Annotated in this window: 18 protein-coding genes; 3 read left to right on the forward strand and 15 right to left on the reverse strand. The window is 42.9% G+C overall.

What is annotated here, in order from left to right:
• Nucleotides 1–71: 71 nt before the first annotated feature.
• Nucleotides 72–869 carry an enoyl-CoA hydratase/isomerase family protein gene (locus H4W00_RS06265; RefSeq protein ID WP_209956729.1) on the reverse strand — a complete coding sequence of 266 codons (798 nt, stop codon included), beginning with the start codon at nucleotides 867–869 and terminating at the stop codon, nucleotides 72–74.
• 327 nt (nucleotides 870–1196) lie between these two features.
• Here H4W00_RS06265 and H4W00_RS06270 point away from each other — a divergent pair, with 327 nt between their 5' ends.
• Nucleotides 1197–2009: an alpha/beta fold hydrolase gene (locus H4W00_RS06270; protein WP_209956730.1), complete on the forward strand. Its 813-nt coding sequence runs from the start codon at nucleotides 1197–1199 to the stop codon at nucleotides 2007–2009.
• Between the two features lie 86 nt (nucleotides 2010–2095).
• On the opposite strand, the gene H4W00_RS06275 is transcribed toward H4W00_RS06270, so the two are convergent.
• The 4 genes from H4W00_RS06275 to H4W00_RS06290 form a co-directional block, all read right to left on the reverse strand.
• Nucleotides 2096–3151 (reverse strand): HpcH/HpaI aldolase/citrate lyase family protein, encoded by a 1056-nt coding sequence (locus H4W00_RS06275; protein ID WP_209956731.1) that lies wholly within the window; start codon nucleotides 3149–3151, stop codon nucleotides 2096–2098.
• A gap of 75 nt (nucleotides 3152–3226) precedes the next feature.
• The gene (locus H4W00_RS06280) at nucleotides 3227–4474 is read right to left on the reverse strand and encodes a cysteine protease StiP domain-containing protein (RefSeq protein WP_334684893.1); all 1248 of its coding nucleotides are present in this window, start codon (nucleotides 4472–4474) and stop codon (nucleotides 3227–3229) included.
• A 38-nt stretch (nucleotides 4475–4512) separates the two neighbouring features.
• Entirely contained in the window at nucleotides 4513–5313 is an 801-nt protein-coding gene (locus H4W00_RS06285; RefSeq protein WP_209956732.1) for an HAD hydrolase family protein, read from the reverse strand.
• A 55-nt stretch (nucleotides 5314–5368) separates the two neighbouring features.
• The gene (locus tag H4W00_RS06290; protein ID WP_209956733.1) at nucleotides 5369–6697 is read right to left on the reverse strand and encodes a phosphoribosyltransferase domain-containing protein; all 1329 of its coding nucleotides are present in this window, start codon (nucleotides 6695–6697) and stop codon (nucleotides 5369–5371) included.
• A 643-nt stretch (nucleotides 6698–7340) separates the two neighbouring features.
• On the opposite strand from H4W00_RS06290, the gene H4W00_RS06295 reads away from it, so the two are divergent.
• A complete protein-coding gene (locus H4W00_RS06295; protein ID WP_209956734.1) occupies nucleotides 7341–8606 on the forward strand; it encodes a RidA family protein in 1266 nt (421 codons plus the stop codon).
• Between the two features lie 152 nt (nucleotides 8607–8758).
• Here the strand turns inward: H4W00_RS06295 and H4W00_RS06300 are convergent, their stop codons facing one another.
• Nucleotides 8759–10012 carry an ATP-grasp domain-containing protein gene (locus tag H4W00_RS06300; protein WP_209959000.1) on the reverse strand — a complete coding sequence of 418 codons (1254 nt, stop codon included), beginning with the start codon at nucleotides 10010–10012 and terminating at the stop codon, nucleotides 8759–8761.
• Nucleotides 10013–10614: 602 nt separating this feature from the next.
• On the opposite strand from H4W00_RS06300, the gene H4W00_RS06305 reads away from it, so the two are divergent.
• Complete coding sequence (locus H4W00_RS06305; RefSeq protein ID WP_209956735.1) at nucleotides 10615–11907, forward strand: TerD family protein; 1293 nt, start codon at nucleotides 10615–10617, stop codon at nucleotides 11905–11907.
• Between the two features lie 258 nt (nucleotides 11908–12165).
• Here H4W00_RS06305 and H4W00_RS06310 read toward each other — a convergent pair whose 3' ends face one another.
• From H4W00_RS06310 to H4W00_RS06350, 9 genes are all read right to left on the reverse strand, one after another.
• Entirely contained in the window at nucleotides 12166–12780 is a 615-nt protein-coding gene (locus H4W00_RS06310) for a TerD family protein (protein WP_209956736.1), read from the reverse strand.
• Nucleotides 12781–12922: 142 nt separating this feature from the next.
• Nucleotides 12923–13675 (reverse strand): TIGR00266 family protein, encoded by a 753-nt coding sequence (locus H4W00_RS06315; RefSeq protein WP_209956737.1) that lies wholly within the window; start codon nucleotides 13673–13675, stop codon nucleotides 12923–12925.
• Nucleotides 13676–13870: 195 nt separating this feature from the next.
• The gene (locus tag H4W00_RS06320) at nucleotides 13871–14446 is read right to left on the reverse strand and encodes a TerD family protein (protein WP_209956738.1); all 576 of its coding nucleotides are present in this window, start codon (nucleotides 14444–14446) and stop codon (nucleotides 13871–13873) included.
• Between the two features lie 492 nt (nucleotides 14447–14938).
• Nucleotides 14939–16003, reverse strand: coding sequence for a DUF475 domain-containing protein (locus H4W00_RS06325; RefSeq protein ID WP_209956739.1), 1065 nt, complete (start codon nucleotides 16001–16003; stop codon nucleotides 14939–14941).
• A 192-nt stretch (nucleotides 16004–16195) separates the two neighbouring features.
• A complete protein-coding gene (locus H4W00_RS06330) occupies nucleotides 16196–16771 on the reverse strand; it encodes a TerD family protein (protein ID WP_209956740.1) in 576 nt (191 codons plus the stop codon).
• Between the two features lie 315 nt (nucleotides 16772–17086).
• On the reverse strand, nucleotides 17087–19387 hold the full coding sequence (gene rlmKL / locus H4W00_RS06335; protein WP_209956741.1) for a bifunctional 23S rRNA (guanine(2069)-N(7))-methyltransferase RlmK/23S rRNA (guanine(2445)-N(2))-methyltransferase RlmL: 2301 nt from the start codon (nucleotides 19385–19387) through the stop codon (nucleotides 17087–17089).
• 400 nt (nucleotides 19388–19787) lie between these two features.
• Nucleotides 19788–20987: a mechanosensitive ion channel family protein gene (locus H4W00_RS06340; protein WP_327192234.1), complete on the reverse strand. Its 1200-nt coding sequence runs from the start codon at nucleotides 20985–20987 to the stop codon at nucleotides 19788–19790.
• 60 nt (nucleotides 20988–21047) lie between these two features.
• Nucleotides 21048–22538, reverse strand: a complete 1491-nt coding sequence (locus H4W00_RS06345; RefSeq protein WP_209956743.1) for a dihydrolipoyl dehydrogenase — start codon at nucleotides 22536–22538, stop codon at nucleotides 21048–21050.
• 243 nt (nucleotides 22539–22781) lie between these two features.
• Entirely contained in the window at nucleotides 22782–23279 is a 498-nt protein-coding gene (locus H4W00_RS06350) for a peroxiredoxin (protein WP_209956744.1), read from the reverse strand.
• Between the last annotated feature and the right edge of the window lie 19 nt (nucleotides 23280–23298).

The following is a 23298-nucleotide window of genomic DNA, read 5'->3' on the forward strand; positions in this document are numbered from 1 at the left end:
CCCGCATCGTCATGAGGCGGGGTTTTTTGTGTGGCGAACGTCAGCAATTAAAGTCAGAGTTGGCTTTTACTTTATTTACCCACATAAACCGGCATACGCTTTTCCATAAATGCGCTAATACCTTCTCTGAAGTCATCGGTTTTGGCCAACATGGTTTGCTGATCCACTTCCATATCTAGAGCTTCATTAAGTCCAGCATAGGCATGGACATTAAGCATGTGTTTCATGGATGCCAATGCTTTGCCAGGTAGATTACTTAAACGAGTTGCCAAGGCGTTAACGCTTGCATCCAGCTCATCCGCGCTAACCACTGTATTAACTAAGTTCAAACGTGCCATATCTTCCGCTTTGAGTTTATCACCGAGCATAACCATCTCAGTAGTCTTTGCTACCCCAATCAATTGAGTGAGTAAATAAATACCACCAGCGTCTGGTACTAGACCAATATTGACGAAGGCTTGGACAAATTTTGCATTATCAGCGGCAATACGGAAGTCGCAAGTTAAAGCCAGGTTCATACCAGCGCCTGCGACCGCACCTTCTAATTTGGCAATAATAGGTTTATGAATATTACGCAGCTTTAGGCTAATCTCAGCAACTTCGCCCACCATAAAGTTAAGTTTAGTGGCCAAAGCATCCTTTTCCATACCATTTTCAAGCATTTCACCGATATGGCCACCACTGGAAAAGTTATGGCCTGCACCTTGCAAGACAATAACTCGTACCTGCTCATCCGTATCGGCCTGATTGAGTGCGGCGACCATCGCTTCTTTTAGCGATGTGCTAAAGGCATTAAGAGTTTTAGGATCATTCATAGTAATGGTGGCGATATGATTCTTGGCCTGATACTCGACTAAAGGTTGCGACATGGTATTTTCCTTAATTATAGTTTTGGGACAATAAGCTGTTCAATCCTCATTACTATAGCAGTTTGGGGTTGTGATAAACGCTGATTTTGTACACGCTCAAAACAGGGGTATGCTTTGTATTATTGTCCGTCTATAGTATGTCTCGAGTGTTATTCGTATTATTATGAATTGACGGTATACGACAAAAACTTCTTATTCAGAAATAACACTATTAAGTGACTGAATTTTAAACTATGCTAAAGAGCTAATACAAATGTCAGGTGTTTTTATCGCTGATGAGCACATATCTATTTATAAACAATAAATCAGTCAGACAAGGAAGTTGTTATGCCTAGTATCCAAATTAATAACGCCAATATCTATTACGAAGATAGTGCTCCTGACGATCAGCAAAAGCCTGTGATGGTGTTTGCACATGGTCTGTTATGGAGTTCGCGGATGTATGATAAGCAAGTTGCACATTTTCAAGACGATTATCGCTGCATTGCTTTTGACTTTCGCGGTCAAGGGCAGTCTCAGATTACCAAGTCCGGCTACGATATGGATGCTTTGACTGAGGATACTCTTGGCCTGCTAACGGCACTTAATATCAATAAGTGTCACTTTGTAGGACTATCAATGGGTGGCTTTATAGCGCAGCGTATCGCACTTAAACGTCCTGAGCTCTTGTTATCCTTGATAATGCTGGAGACTTCAGCTGATCCCGAAGATCCGGAGCTAGTGCCACAATATCGTAAGCTAATGACCGCCATTCGTTGGGTAGGTATGAAGCGTGTTAGCAAGAAAGTCATGCCAATTATGTTTGGTACCAGCTTCTTAGAAGATAAATCGCGTAAAGCTGAAAAGAGAGAGTGGCTAGGAATGCTACAAGGCAATCGTAAAAGTGGCGTGACCAAGGCGACCCTGGCGCTGATCGAGCGTAAAGGCACTTATGAGCAGCTTGGCGACATCACCACGCCGACCCTTATTATAGTCGGTGATGAAGATGCAGCAACGCCTTATGAAAAGTCTGAGCGTATACATTTTTCGATTCCAGGCTCTAAGCTGGCAGTTATTAAAGGTGCTGGCCATACCTCGACTGTAGAGGAACCTGAGCAGGTTAATGCCGTGATTAGTAAGTTCCTAGAAAGCTGTGTTTAAAATTTATACTTGAAAACAAAAGGCCGCTATCAGATTAATGACAGCGGCCTTTTGTTTTAGACATTTATGGTGATACGGCCTTACCCTTATAGCAGTGGCTTATAGTCGCTATTGCCATCATTAATAACCCCAAATACCTCTGAGCGATTGACCACTTCATGTGCCCAAGCACGATGGGTGGCAGGCTCTAGCATGGTATTATTGTACTTAAATACGGCTTTAGCCTCGCTATGTAATATTGCTTGCGCTTCATCCAGCATGCTTAACGGTACACAGTAGGCCTGCTGTACTAGGGTTATTTGGCTTGGGTGAATGACGGTTTTGCCTACCAGACCTAAGCTTACATCACGGGTCAGCTCTTGCATAAATAGCATGGGCTGATCTAGATACTCAAATACTGGCGCGGATAAATAGAAGCCATGCGGCACAAAGCAGCCGAGTAATTGATAGATAAGCGTGCCAATCGGCGTGTCATAAATAATACTGTCTTTAGGACGGCGTAGTCGCAAGGCCGCAAATAAATCATTACCACCGATACGTAGCGCAAAAATAGGCTGGCTAAAGGCTTCTTTAAAGGCGATTGCTAGCTCTTGATTGTGATGTGGATCAAATAGGGCAGCAGTCTCTAAAGTGGGCATTAATAGCTGATCAGTACTTAAATTCTGACAGGCCATGCGCCAATTGGATAAGCTATACATATCCACTTTTGGCATGACAAAACCATCAATCAAGTCGATATGTTCAAAGTCTGCTAAATTCTGCAGCATCATTGGATTGCGAGGACGCACAAATACCAAGGGGCGTGTCGGCTGTTGGGTCTGAATATCTGCTAGTGCTGACGGTTCGTTAATGCTGTTGACATGTGACGCCCAAATATTAAGCAGCGCTTGCAATCGCGTGAGTGCCAGCTCAACATCACTATGGCTGACCGCGTCTTCTAAACAGATGATAATACTATTAATCGTGGGCAATTTATCACGTTTAATCACTTGCCAAATATCCTGCCGAGTAGCAGGCATATAGAGACTGGCACCCAGCTGATAAGGGTGATGCGTGTGCGGTTTAATCATCGCATGACGTCCAGTGATTAGACGCGCATAAGACTGAGTATGATTATAAAGGCTGGACGGGTTATCTGGCATAGTAGGTGTCGTAAGTAGTTATCAATGAATAATAAGTCGCTTTAGAAAAGTAAGGGTCATTAAATAGGCTAATGACTAACTATCTGTGGTGGTTGTACGCTGCTTGATAAGTGTCACCGCTTGATAAGGTAATATATCAGCGCCTAACACCGTGATATCAATATCTCGCTGGGCACACAGATATCGCAATAATGTCGTATCAGGGTGATCAGGGCTGGCAAGCAGCACGCGCTCAGGATCACGGCGTAATATTGCTCGGGTCGCCTCTGCAATAGTGGGCTTGATACGATTACGATTAGTAATCTGATAGCGCGAGGCGAGCATGTCGATTAAAACGGCAGTGAGGTAACGCGGCTTGTCAAAGACTGGCAAACGTTGCGGCGGCGTGATTAGTTGCAGCCTAGCTATATTGATATGCTCGATAAACTCAAGGCTATGATCAACATCTATTAATTTATCATAAAACACACTGCGATGTAGACCTGATTGCGGCGCGGTATATAAGCTACGTGAAATCAGTCCTGACACGGTACTGTTTAGTAAACCTGATGGAATAAGCCAATCCTCAGAACTGGCAGCAAGCCAAGCAACCCCAGCAGGATCAGCGAGCGTAAGCAGTGGAATCGTACCCACCCCTTGATGAAAGATATTGGTAAAGTTTGGATGTGTAGGCTCGCTAAAGGCCTCAAGGCTGTTAGCCAACTCTTGATAGATCGCACCTTTACCAGTCCAGCCATCGACAAATACAATCGGACTGTCTGGATAACGCTCTAGCAACAGTTGTAAGGCTTGGGGATCTAAACCGCGATCACGAATGATGCTGATGCCATAATGGGCGCTTGGTAGCGAGTAGCGGCTATTAGCATCTGCTAATGCGCGTTGTAGCAATACTCCAATCGGTAGGCCTGCTCGTACTAGGCTAACTAACACGAGTGGGCGTTCACTGTTAACTTTTTGATGAAAAATATGGTGCAGCGAATAAGTAAGATTAGCGATATCAGTGGCAGTTCGTTGAGTACCTTGTGCTAATGCCTGCTCGTATAGCTGCTCATGCATGGCACTTGGTGCCTGTTCTAAAGTCAGCATATCTGAATAGTGGCGCTGACCACTCTGAATTAGCGCTTCTTTTTGCGTGACCGGTACATCAGCAACGGCGTCCTTATTAACGATATCTAATAGCACCGTGACATCGCTGGCAAGATAACTGCCCGAGCCATAGCTTACTAAAAGACGGCTTTTTAGCTCAGCGCCTTCCAACGCATCGTTACCTAACTCTTCTGCATTAGACTTATTTGTTATCATATTAAATTTATTCGCGCTCATTATAATGGCCATGTCTATAGTTGAGAGTGACGTTACGCTTATAGTCTTGCATGTAATTGGCCATGACTGGGCATACCGTACCAGTCAAGTAACTGTAGAAAAGGTAAGTCCGCCAGACTATCGCCAAAGCCAAAACTGGGGCGTTGGCTGTCCAAACAGTTTTCTAATAGGAACTGTACGGCATGGCGCTTATGAATGGCATGCGGTAGGATAGCTAAATTATTAGCATTCACGTGTACATAAAAGTACTGGTCGAATCCTGGCAATATCGTCGGTAGCTGCTGGGCTAAATCCGCCAATACTTGATGGTCTTTTTGCCTATGTTTAATGGCTAGGTAAATGGTCAGTTCAGTATCGTTAAAGCTATCAATATGCGCCGTGAATACTAAATCATCGCGAGAGCCTTCATAGTCATGCGTAATCAATCCAGCAAGTTGTTCTAACTGGTCTTGTAACGGGATAAGTTGCTCATAGATATGCTGTTGCCATTCATCTAATAGCTCACCCTCAGCCGTTAATATTACCGCACCGTGGGTCAATACCTGCCAGCTATTAAAAGGTAGCTGCACTCGCTGTATCTCACTGCGATCACGAGCAGTGACTACAATCAGCTCAGTGCTGGCCAATAGCCAATTGAAAAATGTAGCTTGGCGCTGACTCATAAAACTCAATGGTTCGCCACTCTTGTTCACCGTCGCGCATACGAGTTGTTCTTTTTCGGCCGTCGGTAAGTGCCATGCATCGATCTTGCGTTGGGTTTGAAATAGGGTGTCGTCTAAATCCATTAGCGCATAGGGTTTGATGACAGTAGCATTGGGCTGAAAAAAAGCAGTAGTCATAGGGTTGTCCATAGGCGATGAAACTTAATTTTATAAAATGGTTTTATCAAATAGTTTAAGGCATAGGACCTATCACTAGCACGTTATCTAAATCTGTCCACAGGGCATCAACACTATTAATGGCTGTTTCCACGCACAGTACAATCAAATCCCAGTCATTCGGGTTGACGTTATAGGCAAAGTTGGTCATACCCAGGCCATAATTATCAGTAAAACTTAACATGGTGGTAATTGCACTGCCAGTGGCGATAGGCGAGCGAGTTAAGGCACTAAATTTAACCATTGCAGTAGCTTCAGAGCTTTTATTTCTTGCCTGGACTGCTGCTTCGTTTTCTAACCATTCAGCCAACAAGAACGGCAACCAAACAAACTCATTACTGCCTAATACCAATGTGCGCGGCGGTAATGAAACATCAGAAAAACTTTCCTGACCCTTAAAGTTAGTAAGCCTTTGCTGAAACTGAGTCAAATAATTGATAAAGCCAGCCGTGCTATCAAGAGTCGGGAAGCGCCCCCAGTTGCCAGTATCACCGAGCGGCTGACTGCCAGCTGCAGTGGTATCGACCGATGGCATGGTAATCGGTTCAGGGTTGGGCGCATCTGTCCATTGCCACGCACCAGATAGTAGGTGATGACGATAAAAGTCGATATCTGGTAGGCGTTTTGACAGCGTATCGTCCATACCCGCTTGACCTAATGACCAATCTACCAAGGTCGTCAGATGCACCTGTGCTAATTGTGACAGTCCTGCACTATATAAGGCGTTAACCACATTAATACAGGTGTTGCCAGTTGAGGCTTCATCATCAACCATTATCAAGGTTTTGCTGGCGAGTAACTGCTCTTGAGTGACTTGATCTGGACTCTGATAAATCAAATGTTGGCTGGCGTGGCTGTGGTCTTCGCTAAAGGTAGCCAGTAAAGTGTCTGCAGCAGCATTATTATCGTCATCGTGCTGCGTGTGACGGGTGGAGTTAAGCAATAAGGCGTTCGGATATCGCGTTTGTAACGCTTGATGGACGCCAGCGGACAATCCAACCGCAGTTTCCGCCATGCCAACCACGACAATGGGCTCAGGTAGATTGTTGGGTACTAATGCTGCTAAATCGGTGAAGGTGTTACGCATAATAGTGGGCGTAACTGGAATATGCCGCCCCAAAACCTTTGAGACAAACAGAAATGCCCGCTTTGGATTAATACGTTGGGCAAAACCAAGCAAGTCTTCTAATTGATAAGGCTGTTTGGCTGCATTAAAATTTTTACTATTAATCGAACGTTTGGTCGCAGTATTTATTTGATAGGTCAGTTCGAGCGTACCACGGGGTAGAGTGATGGTACGCTTATGGAAATTGTCAGTGCTAGCATCATTGTGAGTGTCAGTCATCGCTTAGATGTATCCCGTATTTTTACAAAGCTTTTGTATATTATTGTTGATTGCCGCAAGTCTATCACAACCATAATGCTAGAATTTTTGTCTGGCTAAATTGACTTTAATAAATTAGAATCTCTTCTTTATTTTTTACTTATCCTAAACGAAGGTTATTAGGAAAGTGTATTAATCGCTACTATGGTAAACTTGTCGACCGCCGTTGATGGCTTTGTAGCTGTAGAGCGTGTTGAACACTTGATTATGACACTGACACTGACAGCGACTATTTCTCAGGCGCTTTCAAGGCAAACTATCTAGCTTAGTTATTCTAAGCGGCTTTTTTAAGCACAGTAGCGGCAAAAAAGTGTCTTGTCCCCAGCTATTTATAAAGAGAGACTGATGCTAAAACTGCCCCCTAATGTTTATAGGTAAAATGTGTATAAGCCGTGCGCTGCAAATCTAGCTAAGGCACTTGCATTATCTGCAATTTGCATCTTGTCTAGAACACAGCTTTGATTAACCAGCCGCAGTATCTGCTTGTGAATGTTCAACACGCTCTCATTGTTTCTTTCCAAAATAAGCAAGTTTAGAAAAAACAGCATCAATTTAAAAGCTATACCAAACCAAAAACTATATATCAAATCGGACATATCTACATATGAATAATACCATCATAAAAGCATCAAGAAACACAGACAGTGCCCCAAAATTTTCACTATCAACCCAAACGGTGGCATTTTCTCATTATAATTATCTATCTGGCCAATTACCTATTGATCCAAAAACCAATGAGGTGGTTGCAGGTGATATAACCGCACAAGCAACCCAGTGCTTGAATAACATTAAAACCATTATAGAGAGTATTGACCATGTCATGAATGATGTCGTCAAAATAACTATATTTCTAAAAAATATTACCGATATTGCCGCTGTAGATGCTGTCTATGCTAACTTTTTCCAAAGCTACCTGCCTACACGCACGGTTATAGCAGTAAGCGCGCTACCTATGGATAAAGCCTTGATCCAAGTAGATGCCATTATCTCAAACGGCGAAGGGACTCATCCGCAAGCACCTTGTGATCTGATAAAAGTAGCAAAGAACACCGATAATGCCCCAAAAAACTCCATATCGACCCAAACAGTGGCTTTTTCTCATTACAATAATATCTCAGCACAACTGCCTGTCGACCCTAAGACCGGTAGTTTAGTTGCTGGCGGCGTAAAAGAGCAGACCGGACAATGCCTAAAAAACATTAAGGCCATTTTAGAGAGTATCGATGTGCCGTTTGATGATATTGTTAAAATAAATATCTTTTTGACCAACCTTGCAGATACTGACGCTGTAAACGAGGCTTACACTACCTTCTTCCCAGATTCGGCTATTGCTAGAACAGTGGGCTACACGCCTGCACGGACCCTTAGTGCCGCGTCAGCGTTACCGATGGATGCGTTAGTACAAATTGATGCTGTGGTCTCATATGGTGATGGCACACCTCCGCAAGCAGTTGAAGACAGACATGGCATCGTTATAAAAGCCAACAACACATCAAATGCACCAAAGAGTAAGCTTACGACCCAAACGGTGGCTTTCTCTCATTACAATCATCTCTCAGCTCAATTGCCTATCAACTCTGAATCAGGCAAGCTAGTGACAGGTGATATAGCTGCGCAGGCAACACAGTGCTTAGAGAATATCAAAGCTATTGTGAATAGTATTAATCATGACATGGACGATGTCGTTAAAATAAATATTCAACTTAAAAACATTGCTGATATCGACGCGGTAGACGATATTTATACCACCTTCTTTAACAGTGACTTGCCTGCTAGAACCGTCATTGGCGTGTCAGCCATCCCCATGGATGCTTTGATACAAATTGATGCTGTGCTCTCTAATACTGAAGGTACGCCACCGACATTATAATAGTCATTTAAGGGATTGAAAGCGACTCGTCGAGAGGATTAATAAATAAGACTCATGATAGACGTTTTTGAGTAATCTAATATAAGGGTGCTAATGGCTTAAGCTACTAGCACCCTTATTTACGAGTACCCTTAGAAAGGCCAACTGCTGCTTTAGTCTAACTTTTCTTCTTCAATCTTTACACTCATGGTAACGGAGCGTACCTGACAGGGGGTAATTTGCTGAATGAGGTCCTGTAAATTAGGCTTAGCCGTCAAGCCTAGCCAGTATGCACATCCTACTTGGGTTAAATCCACACCACTATGGGCGGTGTAACCGATACCACCAGAGGGGCGACTGTTGATTTCAAGGGCACGATGCTGCCCAGTATCATCGGCCTTAGTTTGGACACTAACAATACCATCACAGTCGAATGCTTTAATCAAGGGTATAACCACATCCATCACGGCGTCATCATAGCCGATATGCTGAACTTTACCGGTCTTATGACGAGTCACGGCCGCGAGTACCTCACCGTACTCACATACCACGTCAATAGAATATTCCTGACCTGCTAGAAAAGGCATTAACAACATCGGAATAGGCTGCTCTTGTACCATTTTACTACTGGTATAAGCGTGAATAAACTGCTCGGTACTTATTTTTTTATCTTCAGTAAAATATAAATGATCGAAGCTGTCATACTGCTCACCATCTTCTTTACCGGAGTCTAGTCGCCAGAATCCTTGGGCAAAAATACCAGTAACCGGTTTAACGCATAGCGGCTGATGGCCATGCTTAGCAAGTAGCGCTTTTAGCTCAGAGATATTATCAAAGCGCCAACATTCTGCTACTGGAATAGCTTGTGCCTGGCAGAGCTGCATAAAGGCGAACTTATCATCAATACATTCTAGGGCCGTGACACTAGTCGCCCCAGTTAATAAGCGAATACCTGCCGCGCTAAATGCATCACGCTGCGCTTCATAATCGATACCATTACGCCCTGTGAGCAATACTTTAGTATTGTTTTCTTTGGCCTGGTTTAACACAAATTGCCAACGTGGTAGCGCTATTTCAGGTGATATTGGTTGGTCGTCAATGCTGATACCATCAGTATCTATGTTGCCAGTATCTATATTGCTAGGGTTCACGTTGCTAGGGTCTACGTTGTCAGGACTTATAGTGCTAGCCGCTTTATTGACACTGGGCTCATAATAGACTTTATCAGCAAATTCAAAAATTTCTGGGCGGTTCTGCCGGTGCGAGGCGATGACGGTGATCGGAGTAGCGATGCTTGCTTTTAGTGTTTGTAGGCTTGCTAGCATATCACGCTGGCTTGACTGACCTTCAGCCAGCCAAACAGCTGACGGCACGTTATGATTGTTACTGTTATCAAGGTTGCTGCTATTACTAACGGGGTTATTCATGATGCTCTCAGCGCTATGGTTGGCTTTATTCGCAGTTGGATAATTAGATGTCATGACTGTCTTAGTAGCGTAATAATTTTAGTAGAGTAGTGATTCTGCAATAATAATAGAATGATCAGTATTATTGATAAAATATGATCATGCAGCAAGACTATTTTAAGTGATAGCATATTTTAAGTGATAGCATATTTTAAGTGATAGCATATTTTAAGTGATAGCATATTTTAAGCGATAGCACATTAACTTAGACTACCGCTAATTGATACCACAGCCATTATATACAAATGTCGCGATATATAAATGCTTGTGTTATCAATGCATGTGATAAAACAATGCATAGGGTTGGTGGGTCAATATTATCAGGGTGGCGATTCTTTAAGCTAACTTATTCTGCCACGGCCATCAAAAATGAGACTTGCTCAGCAACCCAGCCAGTATCTAGCGCCATTCATGCTAATATACAGCGATAGCTAAGACCGTCATAATCGTATAGCAGTCACCCATACTATGCAGCCAAACCTATGCTAGTCTGACACTGCTTTACGTGGTTTTTTTACATGACAGTTAGCGCGACCCATTATAATTAATCCTAAGGACACCTTATGAGCCAAACTTTGATTGCTGGTGCGAATGCGCCTCTACCGAATGACAACATCAGCATCCGTATTGTGAGTCAAAATTCTATTGATTGTGTTGCTTATTGCTTGACCACTGATGGTCGTGTGCGCGGCGATGGTGATATGATTTTTTATGGGCAGACGCGCAGTGATGATGGTAGTTTGAGCTTTCGTGGCCATGACAGTGATGGATTCTTTGATATCAATTTGCCTGCACAACCTGCAAACATTGAGAAGATTGCTTTGGCATTTTCTAGCGCGCAAACCTTAGCACAAGTTGGTGATGTTGATATTCAAGTTTTACAAGGCAATCAGGTAGTGCTTAGCTGTCAACTCAACGCTGCGGGCCGGACGGAAAAAGCCATCATCCTAGCAGAGTGCTACCGCCGACAAGGCAGTTGGAAGTTCCGCTTTATCGCCCAAGGCTTTAACGGTGGGTTGAAGCCCTTATCCGAACATTTCGGTGTTGAAATTGCGGATGAGGCTCCTGTTCCCGCTCAACCGTCAGCTAATCGCTCTTCAAGCAATAATCCGCCTGCGTCTATTAACACTCAAAGACCGATCAATACTCAAAAAGCGGGCAATTCAGGTCAAACCAGTACGCCACCACCAATACCAGCGACTAATGCTGCTGCAAAACCCGCTATTAATTTAAGCAAAATCACCTTAACTAAGAATCAATCGAGCATCAACCTAACCAAGCGTGATGATTTTGGTAAAATATCCGTCAATCTTAACTGGAATCAAGGTCCGAACATTGACAAGCAAGCACCCAAAAAGGGTTTATTAGGGGATTTGTTCAAACAACACAAGGCTGGCGGTATAGACCTTGATGTGGGGGCGATGATTCATCTCAAAAATGGAGAAAAAACCCTGATTCAAGCATTAGGAGATCGCTTTGGTAGCCTACAGTCAGCGCCTTACGTGTGCTTGCGTGGAGACGACAGAACAGGGCAGGTCAGCGATGGCGAGTGGCTTGATATCAATGGTAAGCAGTGGTCGCAAATTGAAGAAGTATTTATCTTTGCTTTCATCTATGAAGGTGCACCCAATTGGGCGGAGACCGATGGGGTAGTCACCATTCATGCGCCTGATCAGCCACCAATTGAGACCCGCTTGACGGAAGGAACAGGTAATTTGCCGATGTGTGCCATTGCACGCTTAGTGAATCAACAGGGTAGTATCAACGTTGAGCGTATTAACCAATACTTTAAAGGTCATCAAGAAATGGACAAAGCCTTTAATTGGGGCTTTAGCTGGAAACGTGGCCGCAAATAATAGTTATAGTTAAAATACCTTAAAAACGCGACGGTACTGCTGGTATGAGCTTTTTGCAGCCTCTGTCTGCGTAGGCACAGCAAGCAAGAAAAACTTATGCCAGTAGTATGTTATGTATCGATATTACTGTTCATTGACTATATAATGGCCACTGAACAAAAATGTTTAAACCAAAAAACCAGCCCCTCTATTATAAGATAATAGAGGGGCTGGTTTTTTTAACTGAATAGTTTCAAGTTAGTTAAAACTCAAAATCAGTTACGCATGCGGTGTGATAGTAGGCATCAAGTCATGAAAAGTACGACCCGAGGCAGTTTCGCCGATAGCGTGCATTTTCCACTCATCATTATGACGATAAACTTTGGCCATAATCATTGCCGTATGAGTACCTTGTGACGATAAGTTATAGCGCGCCACCTCGGTGTTATTATCGGCATTAACGATGCGACAAAAAGCATTTTCTACGGTCTCAAAGGTCTGACCGGTAAAGCTATTAACGGTAAACACTAGTGACACTACATTAGCAGGTACTTTTGAGAGGTCAACATTGATCACTTCATCGTCGCCATCACCGTCACCAGTACGGTTGTCACCTGTATGAACGATACTACCATCTTTTGATTTTAGCTGACTGAACCAGATGGCATCAACTGGCTGTTTGTTGCTATCGAACATAATGCACGACGCATCTAAATCAATAGAATCGCCACTGCCACCACTACCACCACCGAACAATTTACCTAAAAATCCGCCTTTTTTATCTTGTGGTGCTTGTGCCACGTCCCAACCAAGACCTAATTTGACTTGGGTGAGAGTACCACCCGCTTCTTTACTTAAGGATATTTTTTGTCCCTTTTGTAGACTGATTGCCATGCGATAATCCTTATAAAATAAATAAATAGAATGTGCTATTTTAAATATGGTTCTTTCTTTAAATATGGTTCTTTCTTTAAATATGGTTCTTTCTTTAAATATGATTCTTTCGAATAAATATTATTCTTTTGAAAATGGCCGCTTATAAAATATTTCCTAAAAAGCCGTTACTACCGCCACGTCCACCTGAGCTGGTGCCTAAGACACTTTGTAGCCAGCTCTGATAGCTGTCACGATTGCGTGAGCAGATGATGACTTTACCCGTGCCTGAGAAGTTCAATACCATACCCTCACCACTGGTGACCGAGTTGATAATATTGCTCATAATACCTTTTTTCTTACTGGTTGAGACCGACAGTTTATAGTCTAAATTCGAATCCCAGCAGACCACATGACCATTATCAATGATGACGTCTTTACCTGGAGCCACATCAATCTCAAACAGTGAGCCGAAGCCTGATATCACCACTTGGCCTTGACCTTGGGTTTGCATGACCATAAAGCCACCGGTATCGCCAAACACTGCACCGCCTAAATTACGCTGAATGCTGGCTTTGATATCGACCCCAGTTTGTGCTGCAACAAAAGCACCATCACTTAAGGTATATTGCTGCGTACCAACATCGATTATTTGCATATCCCCATCAAGCGTTGGGGCCAGTAGGCAATCGCCTTCGCCATTAACTGCTTCAATCTGTTGTTGAAATAATGACTCGTCATTAGCAAAGCGTCGCATCAATGACTGTACGAGTCCGCCTTGTAATTTACCTTTGAGCTCAAGGTTGGACTCCATCATCACCATGGCATTGGCTTCGCAATATATCGAATCGCCTTTTTTAAGATTGCAATGCAAAAATGGTTCGATCGTACCGATTAAGCTAAAGGTGGCGGCCATGGGCGTAAGTCCCTATTCTTATTCTTTAATATGTATTTTAAATATCTGATTCTGAATGACAGTTTTTCGGTATATTATTAATTTTAAAGCCATCAAATGTGTTCAAAAAGGCACACTTGACAGCTTATGAAGCACAACCAGTCGTCTGATTGACGCCTTTTATGTCTTGAAGGTTTTAGTCAGTTAAGTCTAAACTTAAATATTAACACCATAAGAAGCGGCTAATGGACCTAAACCACCGCTGAAGCCTTGACCAACTGCGCGGAATTTCCAATCGCTGTTATGACGATATAACTCACCAAAAATCATTGCTGTTTCAGTGCTGCCGTCTTCTGATAGGTCATAACGGGCAATTTCAGCAGCGCCAGTATCATTAACGATACGGATATAAGCATCGCCAACTTGACCGAAGTTTTGACTGCGACCTTGGCCTTCATAGATAATAGCACAGAGCGCTATTTTACTAACGTCAGCTGGAATATTAGCTAGATTCACCTTGATTGCTTCATCATCGCCATCGCCTTCACCCGTACGGTTATCACCAGTATGCTCAACGGCACCATTATCTGATTTTAGGTTGTTAAAGAAAATAAAGTCTTGATCATTACGGACTTTACCTGCTTCGTTTACCAAAAATCCAATGGCATCTAGGTCAAAATCTTTACCGTCAGTAGCACGTGGATCCCAGCCTAAACCGACCGTGATGTTGGTTAAGCCTGGCGCTTCTTTTGATAAGTTTACGTTGCCGCCTTTCGTTAAGCTAATAGCCATATTATTGTCCCTTAGTGTAGTAATTAAAATTTGATAGAGAAAAATAATGCCGAATTTAAGATCGATGCGCAATCTTATAATGTTGCGACCATTACCATTCGCCTTGAATTACCTTACGTTTTACTATACTAAGCACTTACTGACTAAGCAAGGCGAATTTTGTGTGCTTACTAAGGAACATAATAACCCTGTACATCTGACACTCTTTTAACACGCTCAACTATAGTAGGTAAGGTATTGTTATTAAAAAGTAAGTGAGTGATTTATTGGGAATACTAGGCCAGAACTGGCGATAAAATGCGCCATAACGAGAAAAAAAACCAGCTATAAAATATGAGAATTCATGGGTCAAATGCCATTCGCTAACCGCTGTCTATTAAATGCTAGGCTATAAAACAAAAACAGGTTATATCAAGAAGTATGATATAACCTGCGGTAAATACTATTTTTCTTTAAGCTGAACGATTCAAACCAAACCGATTACACTGGTTATCAAGTGGTTTTTTGGGCTTCTTGTTTGCGGTGTTTCAACGAAGCGAGTAATGCCAAGCCAATAAAGGCGATACCGATAAGGCCGGTAATTAATTCTGGCACATGGAGCTTCACCGACAATAGCATAATGATGGCAAGGGCACCGATAGCATAATGCGCTCCATGCTCCAAGTAAATGAACTCATCGAGCGTGCCTTTGTCCACCAAGAAAATGGTCATAGAACGTACGAACATAGCACCAATGGCCAGACCTAGCATAATAACGATCACGTCATTGGTAATAGCAAATGCACCAATCACTCCATCAAAACTGAATGAGGCGTCAAGGACTTCTAAATATAAGAAGCCGATAATACCACCTCTCATGATTGCGCTAGTTGCAGCGCCAGTACTATTACCTTGGTCATCCAGCTGTTCTTCAATGTCGCCTTCAAGCATACCGGATATCACCTGTACGCCCAAATAGATCAAAATACCCCAAATACCGGCGATTAAAACAGCAAATGACTGTTCAGCTGGAGCCCATGTGACCGCAATCATCAAGACGATAAGCGCAATAAAGACGCTCATAGCATCAACTCTACCCAGCTTGGCTAAACGGCTTTCAAGCCACTCAAACCAATGCACATCTTTATCATCGAACACAAAGTTTAAGAACACTAATAGTAAGAAAATACCACCAAATGCTGAAATCTCAGCATGATGGGCCATTAATCTTGCTGAGTATTCTTTTGGATTGTTTAATGCTAAGTCGATGACTTGCATCATACCCAAGTCAGCGGTAACCGCAACGATGACAATAGGGAAGACTAAGCGCATACCAAACACCGCAATCAAGATACCCACGGTTAAGAAAATCATTTTCCAAAATTCGTCCCAGCCTTTAAGGACTGAGGCATTGACCACTGCGTTATCAAACGACAACGAAATTTCCATGACGGCCAAAATAGCGGTAATCGACAGCGTGGCTAGCAGCCCGCCCATACCACCATGTGAATATCCCCACCAGGCTGCCACCATTAGGGCGATAGCCGTAAAGATAAAGTCTAAATAAAAATGTCTCATGACATGTCCTGTCTGGTTGCGTAAAGCTAAGGTCGATCCACTATAGCGACAGACCACAAAAAAGTGGCTATTACTAACCACTTTTTAGGCATAAATTTAGATGAAACATAAGGCATTATTAGTCGTTTTGCTATAGCAAGTTGTGACTATTTTGCAACCAGATGTATTTGGGTTTTTAGCAGTGATATAAATTTAGATGTCAACGCCATATTGCTGGCACATTGCTTGTAGACCGCCTGCATAACCTTGTCCAACCGCACGGAACTTCCACTCGCTATTGTGACGATAGACTTCGCCAAATACCATTGCGGTCTCAACAGAATAGTCTTCTGCTAAATCAAAACGTACCACTTCAGTACCCGTTTCTTCATTCACAACGCGGATAAAAGCGTTGGCGACTTGGCCGAAGTTTTGGCTGCGGGCAGTAGCATCATGAATAGTAACGGTGACTACTATCTTATCGACATCAGCAGGCACTTGAGCTAGATTTACCTTGACGACTTCATCATCACCATCGCCTTCGCCAGTACGGTTGTCTCCGGTATGCTCAACGGCCCCATTGTCTGATTTGAGTTGGTTGTAAAAGATAAAGTCGTGATCGCCGCGTACTTTGCCGGCAGTGCTTACCAAGAATATGCTGGCATCAAGATCAAACTCTGCACCTGAGGTCGCACGCTCATCCCAGCCAAGTCCAATAAGTAGTTTGTTTAGGTTAGGGTCCGTTTTGGTTAGCGATAAATTACCGCCTTTATTCAATGATAAAGCCATGATGTATCCTTGTTATTAGCGTAAGGGAGTATGCCTATTATAAAACGACTAGGTTGTCAGAATTGCTAGCGATACTATTGTATCACTTGCTCTTCGCTTCCTTGTACTCGTATCACTGTAGACTGACTGTATAGAAAATTTTTCTTAGTAACGCTCTATCATAGCAACAAAAAATGACCCAATCAAAGCTGATCGGGTCACTGATTAGGCCATTGCAGTTTTTGATACAAATTTAAACTGTTTATTGAGCAATGACGGAGTGTTAGCAGTGATGCCATTTAATTTTGAGCAAGGGCATTCCCGTTAGTACTAATTTTAGTATTGGGCCCCTTGGCTATGGCGAATCTCAAAACTTTGATGAATCGGTTTTTTGACATTAAAATCAAAACCAATCGTTTGCGGGGTAATGTCAATGATGTCATAACGTTCGGTCAGCTGCTCATCAAGCTCAAAACGGGTAAAGTTATTAGAAAAATATAACACGCCGTCAGCCGTTAAGCGGTTCATAGCGCGATTGATTAAGGCGGCATGGTCGCGCTGAACATCAAAGGTACCTTGAAACTTTTTAGAGTTTGAAAAGGTTGGTGGGTCAATAAAGATAATATCGTATTGTTCAGTATTGTCTTTAATCCACTCAAAGATATCAGCGGCCACAAACTCATATTTACGTCGGCCTACATCTAGGCCATTGAGCACAAAGTTTTGTTTGCCCCAGTCGAGATAATTTTGTGATAAATCGACACTGGTGACATTTTTCGCGCCAGCTAAGGCTGCATGGACACTGGCTGTACAAGTATAAGCAAATAGATTCAAAACGGCTTTGCCGCGACTGTTGGCTTTGATACGTGCACGCATATTACGGTGATCAATAAATAATCCAGTATCGAGATAGTCAGTGAAGTTAACATAGAAGTACGCGTCATCTTCACGGGCAACGTAGAATTTGCCGCGCTTTTCAGTATTGCCTTGCTTACTATACTGCTCATTACCAGACTGGCGGGCGCGAGTTTTGATAAAAATTTGTTCACGGTTAATACCAAACACTTCACGGATACCCATTAGTGCTAAGTTAAAACGTTTTCTAGCAGTTTCAGGTGGAATGGTTTTGGGCGGTGCATATTCTTGCACATGTACATAGTCGCCATACAAGTCGATAGCAACTTTAAAGTCAGGCAAATCGGCATTATAGACCCGTAAATTACTGACTTGGTCTTTAGCCGCTTGTTTTTTGAGGCGCGCTAGATTCTTTTGTAAGCGATTGATAAAATCTTGGCCTTCCTCAGATTCAATTTCACGCTTTTCAAAACGGCTCATTAAATGTCCCACTTGCCCAGCAATCAGTTGGCCATAGCGGAAATAAACGGTAATCGCACCATTATGGCAACGCAAGGTTTTTGGGTCTTTAATGGGTAAAATGTCAACTTGTTCAACTTTGGCAGCAAGAATACCTAGCATAGGGTCAATACCGCTACCGGCAAAGCTGTCTTGCAAAATAAGACCTATCGCTTGATATAGCGGCTTAATCATCTCTTCATCACCAAGACGTTCACCATAAGGTGGGTTGGTAATAATCAGCGGATTACTCAATCTGCCATCATTGATCATTGGACGCAAGGTGTTACTGAGCTGATCAAGGGCGCGGGTTTCAAGATCTATTAATGGCAATAAGTCTTGCAAACCGGCAGCGATTAAGTTCTTTTCAGTTGCCACAATAGCGCCACTATCGGCATCAAACCCCAAGATAAGCGGTAGCGTATCTGGTTGCTCACAGGCGATAGCTAAAGCATCACGAAAACGTGTTTGCGCATCATCAATCATTGCTAGCCATAGCTTTTCATCATGATGTTGCCATTGATAGAAGCCAAACTGATTGGCCGCTTTATCAATACCTACTGCATAATCACAATGCATTAATAGCGCTTCGATGATAAAGGTTCCTGAACCACACATCGGATCGACTAAGGCATTGTAATAAGGCGCATCACCTGCTTCATTTTGCTTATGCCAACCGGCACTATAGAGCAGGGCTGCTGCTAAGTTTTCTTTTAATGGTGCTTCAGTCATCGCCACGCGGTAACCACGACGATGCAAGCTGGTACCGGATAAATCTAAATAGAGTTCCGCTTGCTTGTCATTGACTGTCGCAAAAATCGCAAAATCTGGATTTTTACTATCCACGTTTGGCCGGCTGTCGTAGGCTTCATTGAAGGTATCGGCAATTGCATCTTTAATGCGCAGCATAGCAAACTGCTGACTGACGGCCACACGTTTATCGACCGATAAACGAATCGCAAAGGTCTGTTCCAAATTAAACTGTTCCGTCCAATTGACTGACTTTGCTAAGCCATAGAGCTGTTCTGCTACATCGTACTCAGCATTGATGTTTTTGCGTTTAATAAGCATTAATACCCGCGAGGCCACTCGCGACCATAAACAGATAGTATAGAGATCACGCTGCGTGCCGGTAACGGTCAGACGACCTGTGCTTTTAATTTCACTGGTAATACCCAAGCTGGTCAGCTCAGTTTGCAGCGGTGCCTCAAGCCCATCGGCACAGGTAATGATAAGATCGAGCGATAGTGCTAGTGAAGATGCGGGCGTGTTTTGTTCGGTCATACGGATACCTGTGGGCTATTATATAAACTGAGTGTATGTAAATTGAGTGTGCTAAATTAATACAGTAAAACAACTGCCAACCGTTACGGCGTCAGACTCGATTAATATAACTGCTTTGTTAAGCCAGCTACAGTTTTCACTCGTCTTTCTTGTACCAGTGTTATATCTGTTTTGCTATAAATGTACGAATAAAAATAGGTGTTGAAAAGGGGTGATTTTACCATAATTCCAGGGGAGATGGTTTAACACGCTGAGGTTTAAACTGTAGGCGTTTAAAGTATAGCGAGTAATTAAAAAATAATAAGATCGGTTATTGAAAAACAGTGGGGAAAGATAATAAGTATTAGCAGGGTGCCAGCCTGTTTATTAGAGACTAATCACTGATGTTATCTTAAGTTGGCTACTTAAGGTCTTTAGTCAATGATACTTTTGATGAACTGTCTTCTGATAGTAGCTGAGTGGTAGTTGCAAATGGCTTAGTAGCAATAGGATAATCAACGTCTTTCGGCATTAACAAGCGCATGTGCGGGTAGGGAGTGGATATGTTTGCGGCATCAAAAGCACGTTTTATACCTTCCTGCAAGCCTTCTTTGATTTTGGGCATGCGGGCAACAGAAGCTGGCTTGACCCAAAAGCGTACGATAAAGAAGATACCATATTCACCAACTTCAGCCACCGTCGCTGACGTTTCAGGACGATTTAATACCACTTCGCTATCGGTAAGTACCTGCAATATCACCTCGCGTGCAGTATCGATATCATCTTCAAAGGCGATACGCATGCGTATATCAAAGCGAATAAAGTTTTTGGAGGTCAGATTGGTTACCTCGGAAGAGGCGACGTTAGAGTTGGGAATAATCACTGTGATGTTATCACGGGTCAAGATATGAGTAGTACGTAGTGAGATGAGTACCACACGACCTTCATTATCGTTGATATTAATCCAATCACCAACTTGAAAAGATTGTTCGATTAAAATAGTAAGACCAGCAATAAAGTTAGCAAGTGTTGATTGCGCCGCAAAGCCGACAGCCAAGCCAACAATGCCTAGACCTGCTACCAGTGAGACAATATCAAAGCCAAATTGTGCCATGACGCTGGCAAGTCCCAGCACCAAAATAAGTACTGACAACATATTTTTTAGCAGCTGTTCAATAGAAGCATTGAGACCATAATGCTGCAGCACTCTATGAATAATTTGATCGGATGACGCCCACAATACATAGTAAATACCTGCCCAAATACTGGCTTTGGCAGTGGCTTTGACGGTGTTTGGTTCAAAATTAATCTGACTCATGATGGCAATTAGACTTGCCACAATCCACATATAACGCAGGATCGAACGTGCAATTTTGGCACGGCGATCATTCAAGCGCAGACGTGATTTATTTTTTTTAATAATATAAGTCGCTAGCCAATAAAAAAACCCTAACACCGCGAGCAGTATGAGGATTTTAATACCTGTGCTGACTAACTCTACTGCATGTGATGTCCAATCACGCGAGTCCTCTTCTAATGAGCCGCCAACTGCAAGATAAAGACTAGTATGTAAATCACGAATAATCTCTTGAAAAAAATCAGTAATACTAGCGATTGCCATTGTCTCATCCATGGGAGTTTTAGTATTTATAACGCTTTGAAAGTGTAACTGAGCGCGCGACTAAAAGCCATCTTGCTGTGTGTCATAAGATTGGTAAGGGATAGCCATTTTATCTTGCACATCGCGTAGCGCGGTACGCAGGCCTTCCAATATAGTTGGATGGTAAAATGGCGTATCGAGCAGGGCTTTAATGCACATATCATTGGTAATGGCGACTGCTAAAATATGGGTAATATATTCTGCATCAGGTCCCACCATACTAGCCCCGAGTATTTTATCGGTTTTTTTACAGCCATAGATATGTAGTAGGCCACAATTAACACCCATGACTCGGCTACGCCCTTGGTTATCGAAACTGACGTTACCAACGACATACTCTAGCCCTGACTCTTTAATTTCGGGTAGCGACATACCAACATTGGCAATCTGCGGCTCACAAAACACAATAGACAAAGGAATGGCAGGTAGACGTACATTAGCATCCGTATTGTCTTTGCAGATTGCGCTGCCGGCGCTAAAGCCTTCATCACTGGCAACGTGTAATAATGGAATATTAGCGTTGGCATCACCAACAATATAAACCTCAAGGTTGCCAATCTGACCGGTATTTTTGTCTAAGTCTTTCGGACGGTTTTTATCATCGAGCTCAACGCTCAGATTTTCAATCCCCAGTTGTTCGATATTGTTACGGCGTCCAGTAGCTACTAAGACATATTCACCTTGCCATTGTCTACTTCTGCCATCTTTATCTTTATAATTAACAAAAGCTGCTAGGTCTTGGTTTTCATCAGTTTGAGTGCCAACATTCTCGATTTCACTATTTAAGTGCATGGTCAGATCACTGCCTAAGCAGTCAATAGCCTTGTTATTGATATCTTCGTCTTGTAAGCCACCAACCCGATTGGCACGGTTAAACAAAGTCACTGCTACGCCCAAACGAGTGAATGCTTGCGCCAACTCCAAGCCCACTGAACCTGCACCAATCACTGCCATTGATACGGGTAAGTCTGGCAATTCAAAGACATTATCGGAGGTCAAAAGTGTCTTGCCCAGCTTATCTGCCCAGCCATCTGGAATAAATGGTGAGCTACCGGTGGCAACGATGATTTTATTAGCTTTAATCAGCTCGTCATTCACTTCAATCAGACCGTCTTTATTAATATGGGCGCGCCCCGATATCTTTTTATCCGCAGGCCAGCCTTCGACTTGTTCTGTGACGAAACTTGCAAAGCGGTCGCGCTCTGATTGAACGCGAGCCATGACTTGCTTACCATCTATTCTGACATCAGCATGGATACCAAACTGATCAGAGTACTTAGCGTCATGAGCACGACCAGCCGCGGCAATCAGTAATTTACTTGGCATACAGCCCACAGTGGCACAAACAGTCGTCCAAAAGCCATCGTTAATAATGACGATATTTTCGGTGGTTGTGCTGGCTTGACGAAATGCATTCTGTCCGGCTGTACCGGCACCGATGACTGCTACATCTACTTCCCGGATTACTTTACTGGAGCTACGATCAGACGATTTTTCAGATAAGTTATTCATATCATCCCTAAAGGCTTAGTGAATCGTTATGGTTATCTTTAGATTTAGTTTTTTATTATTCAACAATTGCTTGTCGTCGTAATGGACTTTGATAATAAAGCGTTGCTAAGTCTCTTGCAGCATAAAATAGGTAGTAAGATGTTGCATAAATGAAACCCAGGCATCGTTTAAAATCTATAAGTAGAGGTGTAAGCGATGCCCCAGTTCATTATGACAGGGTTGTTGTTAGTACTTATGACCTTATTACTCTGCTAGCGTTGTCAGTAAGCGATCGGTATAGCCTGCTGCTCGTAGATTACGCTGTGCATGAGTCAGGTCACCGTTTTTATCAAACACAAAAGCTGAGCGCACCAGACCTAATGTAATTTTGCCATACATATTCTTTTCTTTAATAACCTCGAAATATTGGCATAACTTTTCATCGCCATCACTGATCAGTGGAATCTGTAGGTCGTATTTATCAATGAATTTTTCATGAGACTCAACGCTATCACGTGAGACTCCAATGATGTCATAGCCGAGATCGTCGAAAGTATTAATATTAGTGGTGAAGTCATTCGCCTGCACCGTGCAGCCTGGGGTATTGTCTTTTGGATAAAAATAGAGAATAAGACCCTTGTGCGTATTGGCAATCAGCTCTTTTAGGCTGATATCATCATGAATAAAGTTGTTATCTAGTTTACGGACTATTGTGATTGGAAAATCAGGTAGAGCAATTATCTCTGTGGTCGGCTTAGCCATTGTAAATTCCTTATGGTTT

The organism is Psychrobacter sp. PL19 (assembly GCF_017875835.1).
In the GTDB taxonomy this organism is placed as follows: Bacteria; Pseudomonadota; Gammaproteobacteria; order Pseudomonadales; family Moraxellaceae; genus Psychrobacter.

Coding starts and splice junctions, on each gene's coding strand:
- H4W00_RS06265 (WP_209956729.1), bottom strand. CDS start 869: ATGTCGCAACCTTTAGTCGAGTATCAGGCCAAGAATCATATCGCCACC.
- H4W00_RS06270 (WP_209956730.1), top strand. CDS start 1,197: ATGCCTAGTATCCAAATTAATAACGCCAATATCTATTACGAAGATAGT.
- H4W00_RS06275 (WP_209956731.1), bottom strand. CDS start 3,151: ATGCCAGATAACCCGTCCAGCCTTTATAATCATACTCAGTCTTATGCG.
- H4W00_RS06280 (WP_334684893.1), bottom strand. CDS start 4,474: ATGAGCGCGAATAAATTTAATATGATAACAAATAAGTCTAATGCAGAA.
- H4W00_RS06285 (WP_209956732.1), bottom strand. CDS start 5,313: ATGACTACTGCTTTTTTTCAGCCCAATGCTACTGTCATCAAACCCTAT.
- H4W00_RS06290 (WP_209956733.1), bottom strand. CDS start 6,697: ATGACTGACACTCACAATGATGCTAGCACTGACAATTTCCATAAGCGT.
- H4W00_RS06295 (WP_209956734.1), top strand. CDS start 7,341: ATGAATAATACCATCATAAAAGCATCAAGAAACACAGACAGTGCCCCA.
- H4W00_RS06300 (WP_209959000.1), bottom strand. CDS start 10,012: ATGAATAACCCCGTTAGTAATAGCAGCAACCTTGATAACAGTAACAAT.
- H4W00_RS06305 (WP_209956735.1), top strand. CDS start 10,615: ATGAGCCAAACTTTGATTGCTGGTGCGAATGCGCCTCTACCGAATGAC.
- H4W00_RS06310 (WP_209956736.1), bottom strand. CDS start 12,780: ATGGCAATCAGTCTACAAAAGGGACAAAAAATATCCTTAAGTAAAGAA.
- H4W00_RS06315 (WP_209956737.1), bottom strand. CDS start 13,675: ATGGCCGCCACCTTTAGCTTAATCGGTACGATCGAACCATTTTTGCAT.
- H4W00_RS06320 (WP_209956738.1), bottom strand. CDS start 14,446: ATGGCTATTAGCTTAACGAAAGGCGGCAACGTAAACTTATCAAAAGAA.
- H4W00_RS06325 (WP_209956739.1), bottom strand. CDS start 16,003: ATGAGACATTTTTATTTAGACTTTATCTTTACGGCTATCGCCCTAATG.
- H4W00_RS06330 (WP_209956740.1), bottom strand. CDS start 16,771: ATGGCTTTATCATTGAATAAAGGCGGTAATTTATCGCTAACCAAAACG.
- rlmKL (WP_209956741.1), bottom strand. CDS start 19,387: ATGACCGAACAAAACACGCCCGCATCTTCACTAGCACTATCGCTCGAT.
- H4W00_RS06340 (WP_327192234.1), bottom strand. CDS start 20,987: ATGGCAATCGCTAGTATTACTGATTTTTTTCAAGAGATTATTCGTGAT.
- H4W00_RS06345 (WP_209956743.1), bottom strand. CDS start 22,538: ATGAATAACTTATCTGAAAAATCGTCTGATCGTAGCTCCAGTAAAGTA.
- H4W00_RS06350 (WP_209956744.1), bottom strand. CDS start 23,279: ATGGCTAAGCCGACCACAGAGATAATTGCTCTACCTGATTTTCCAATC.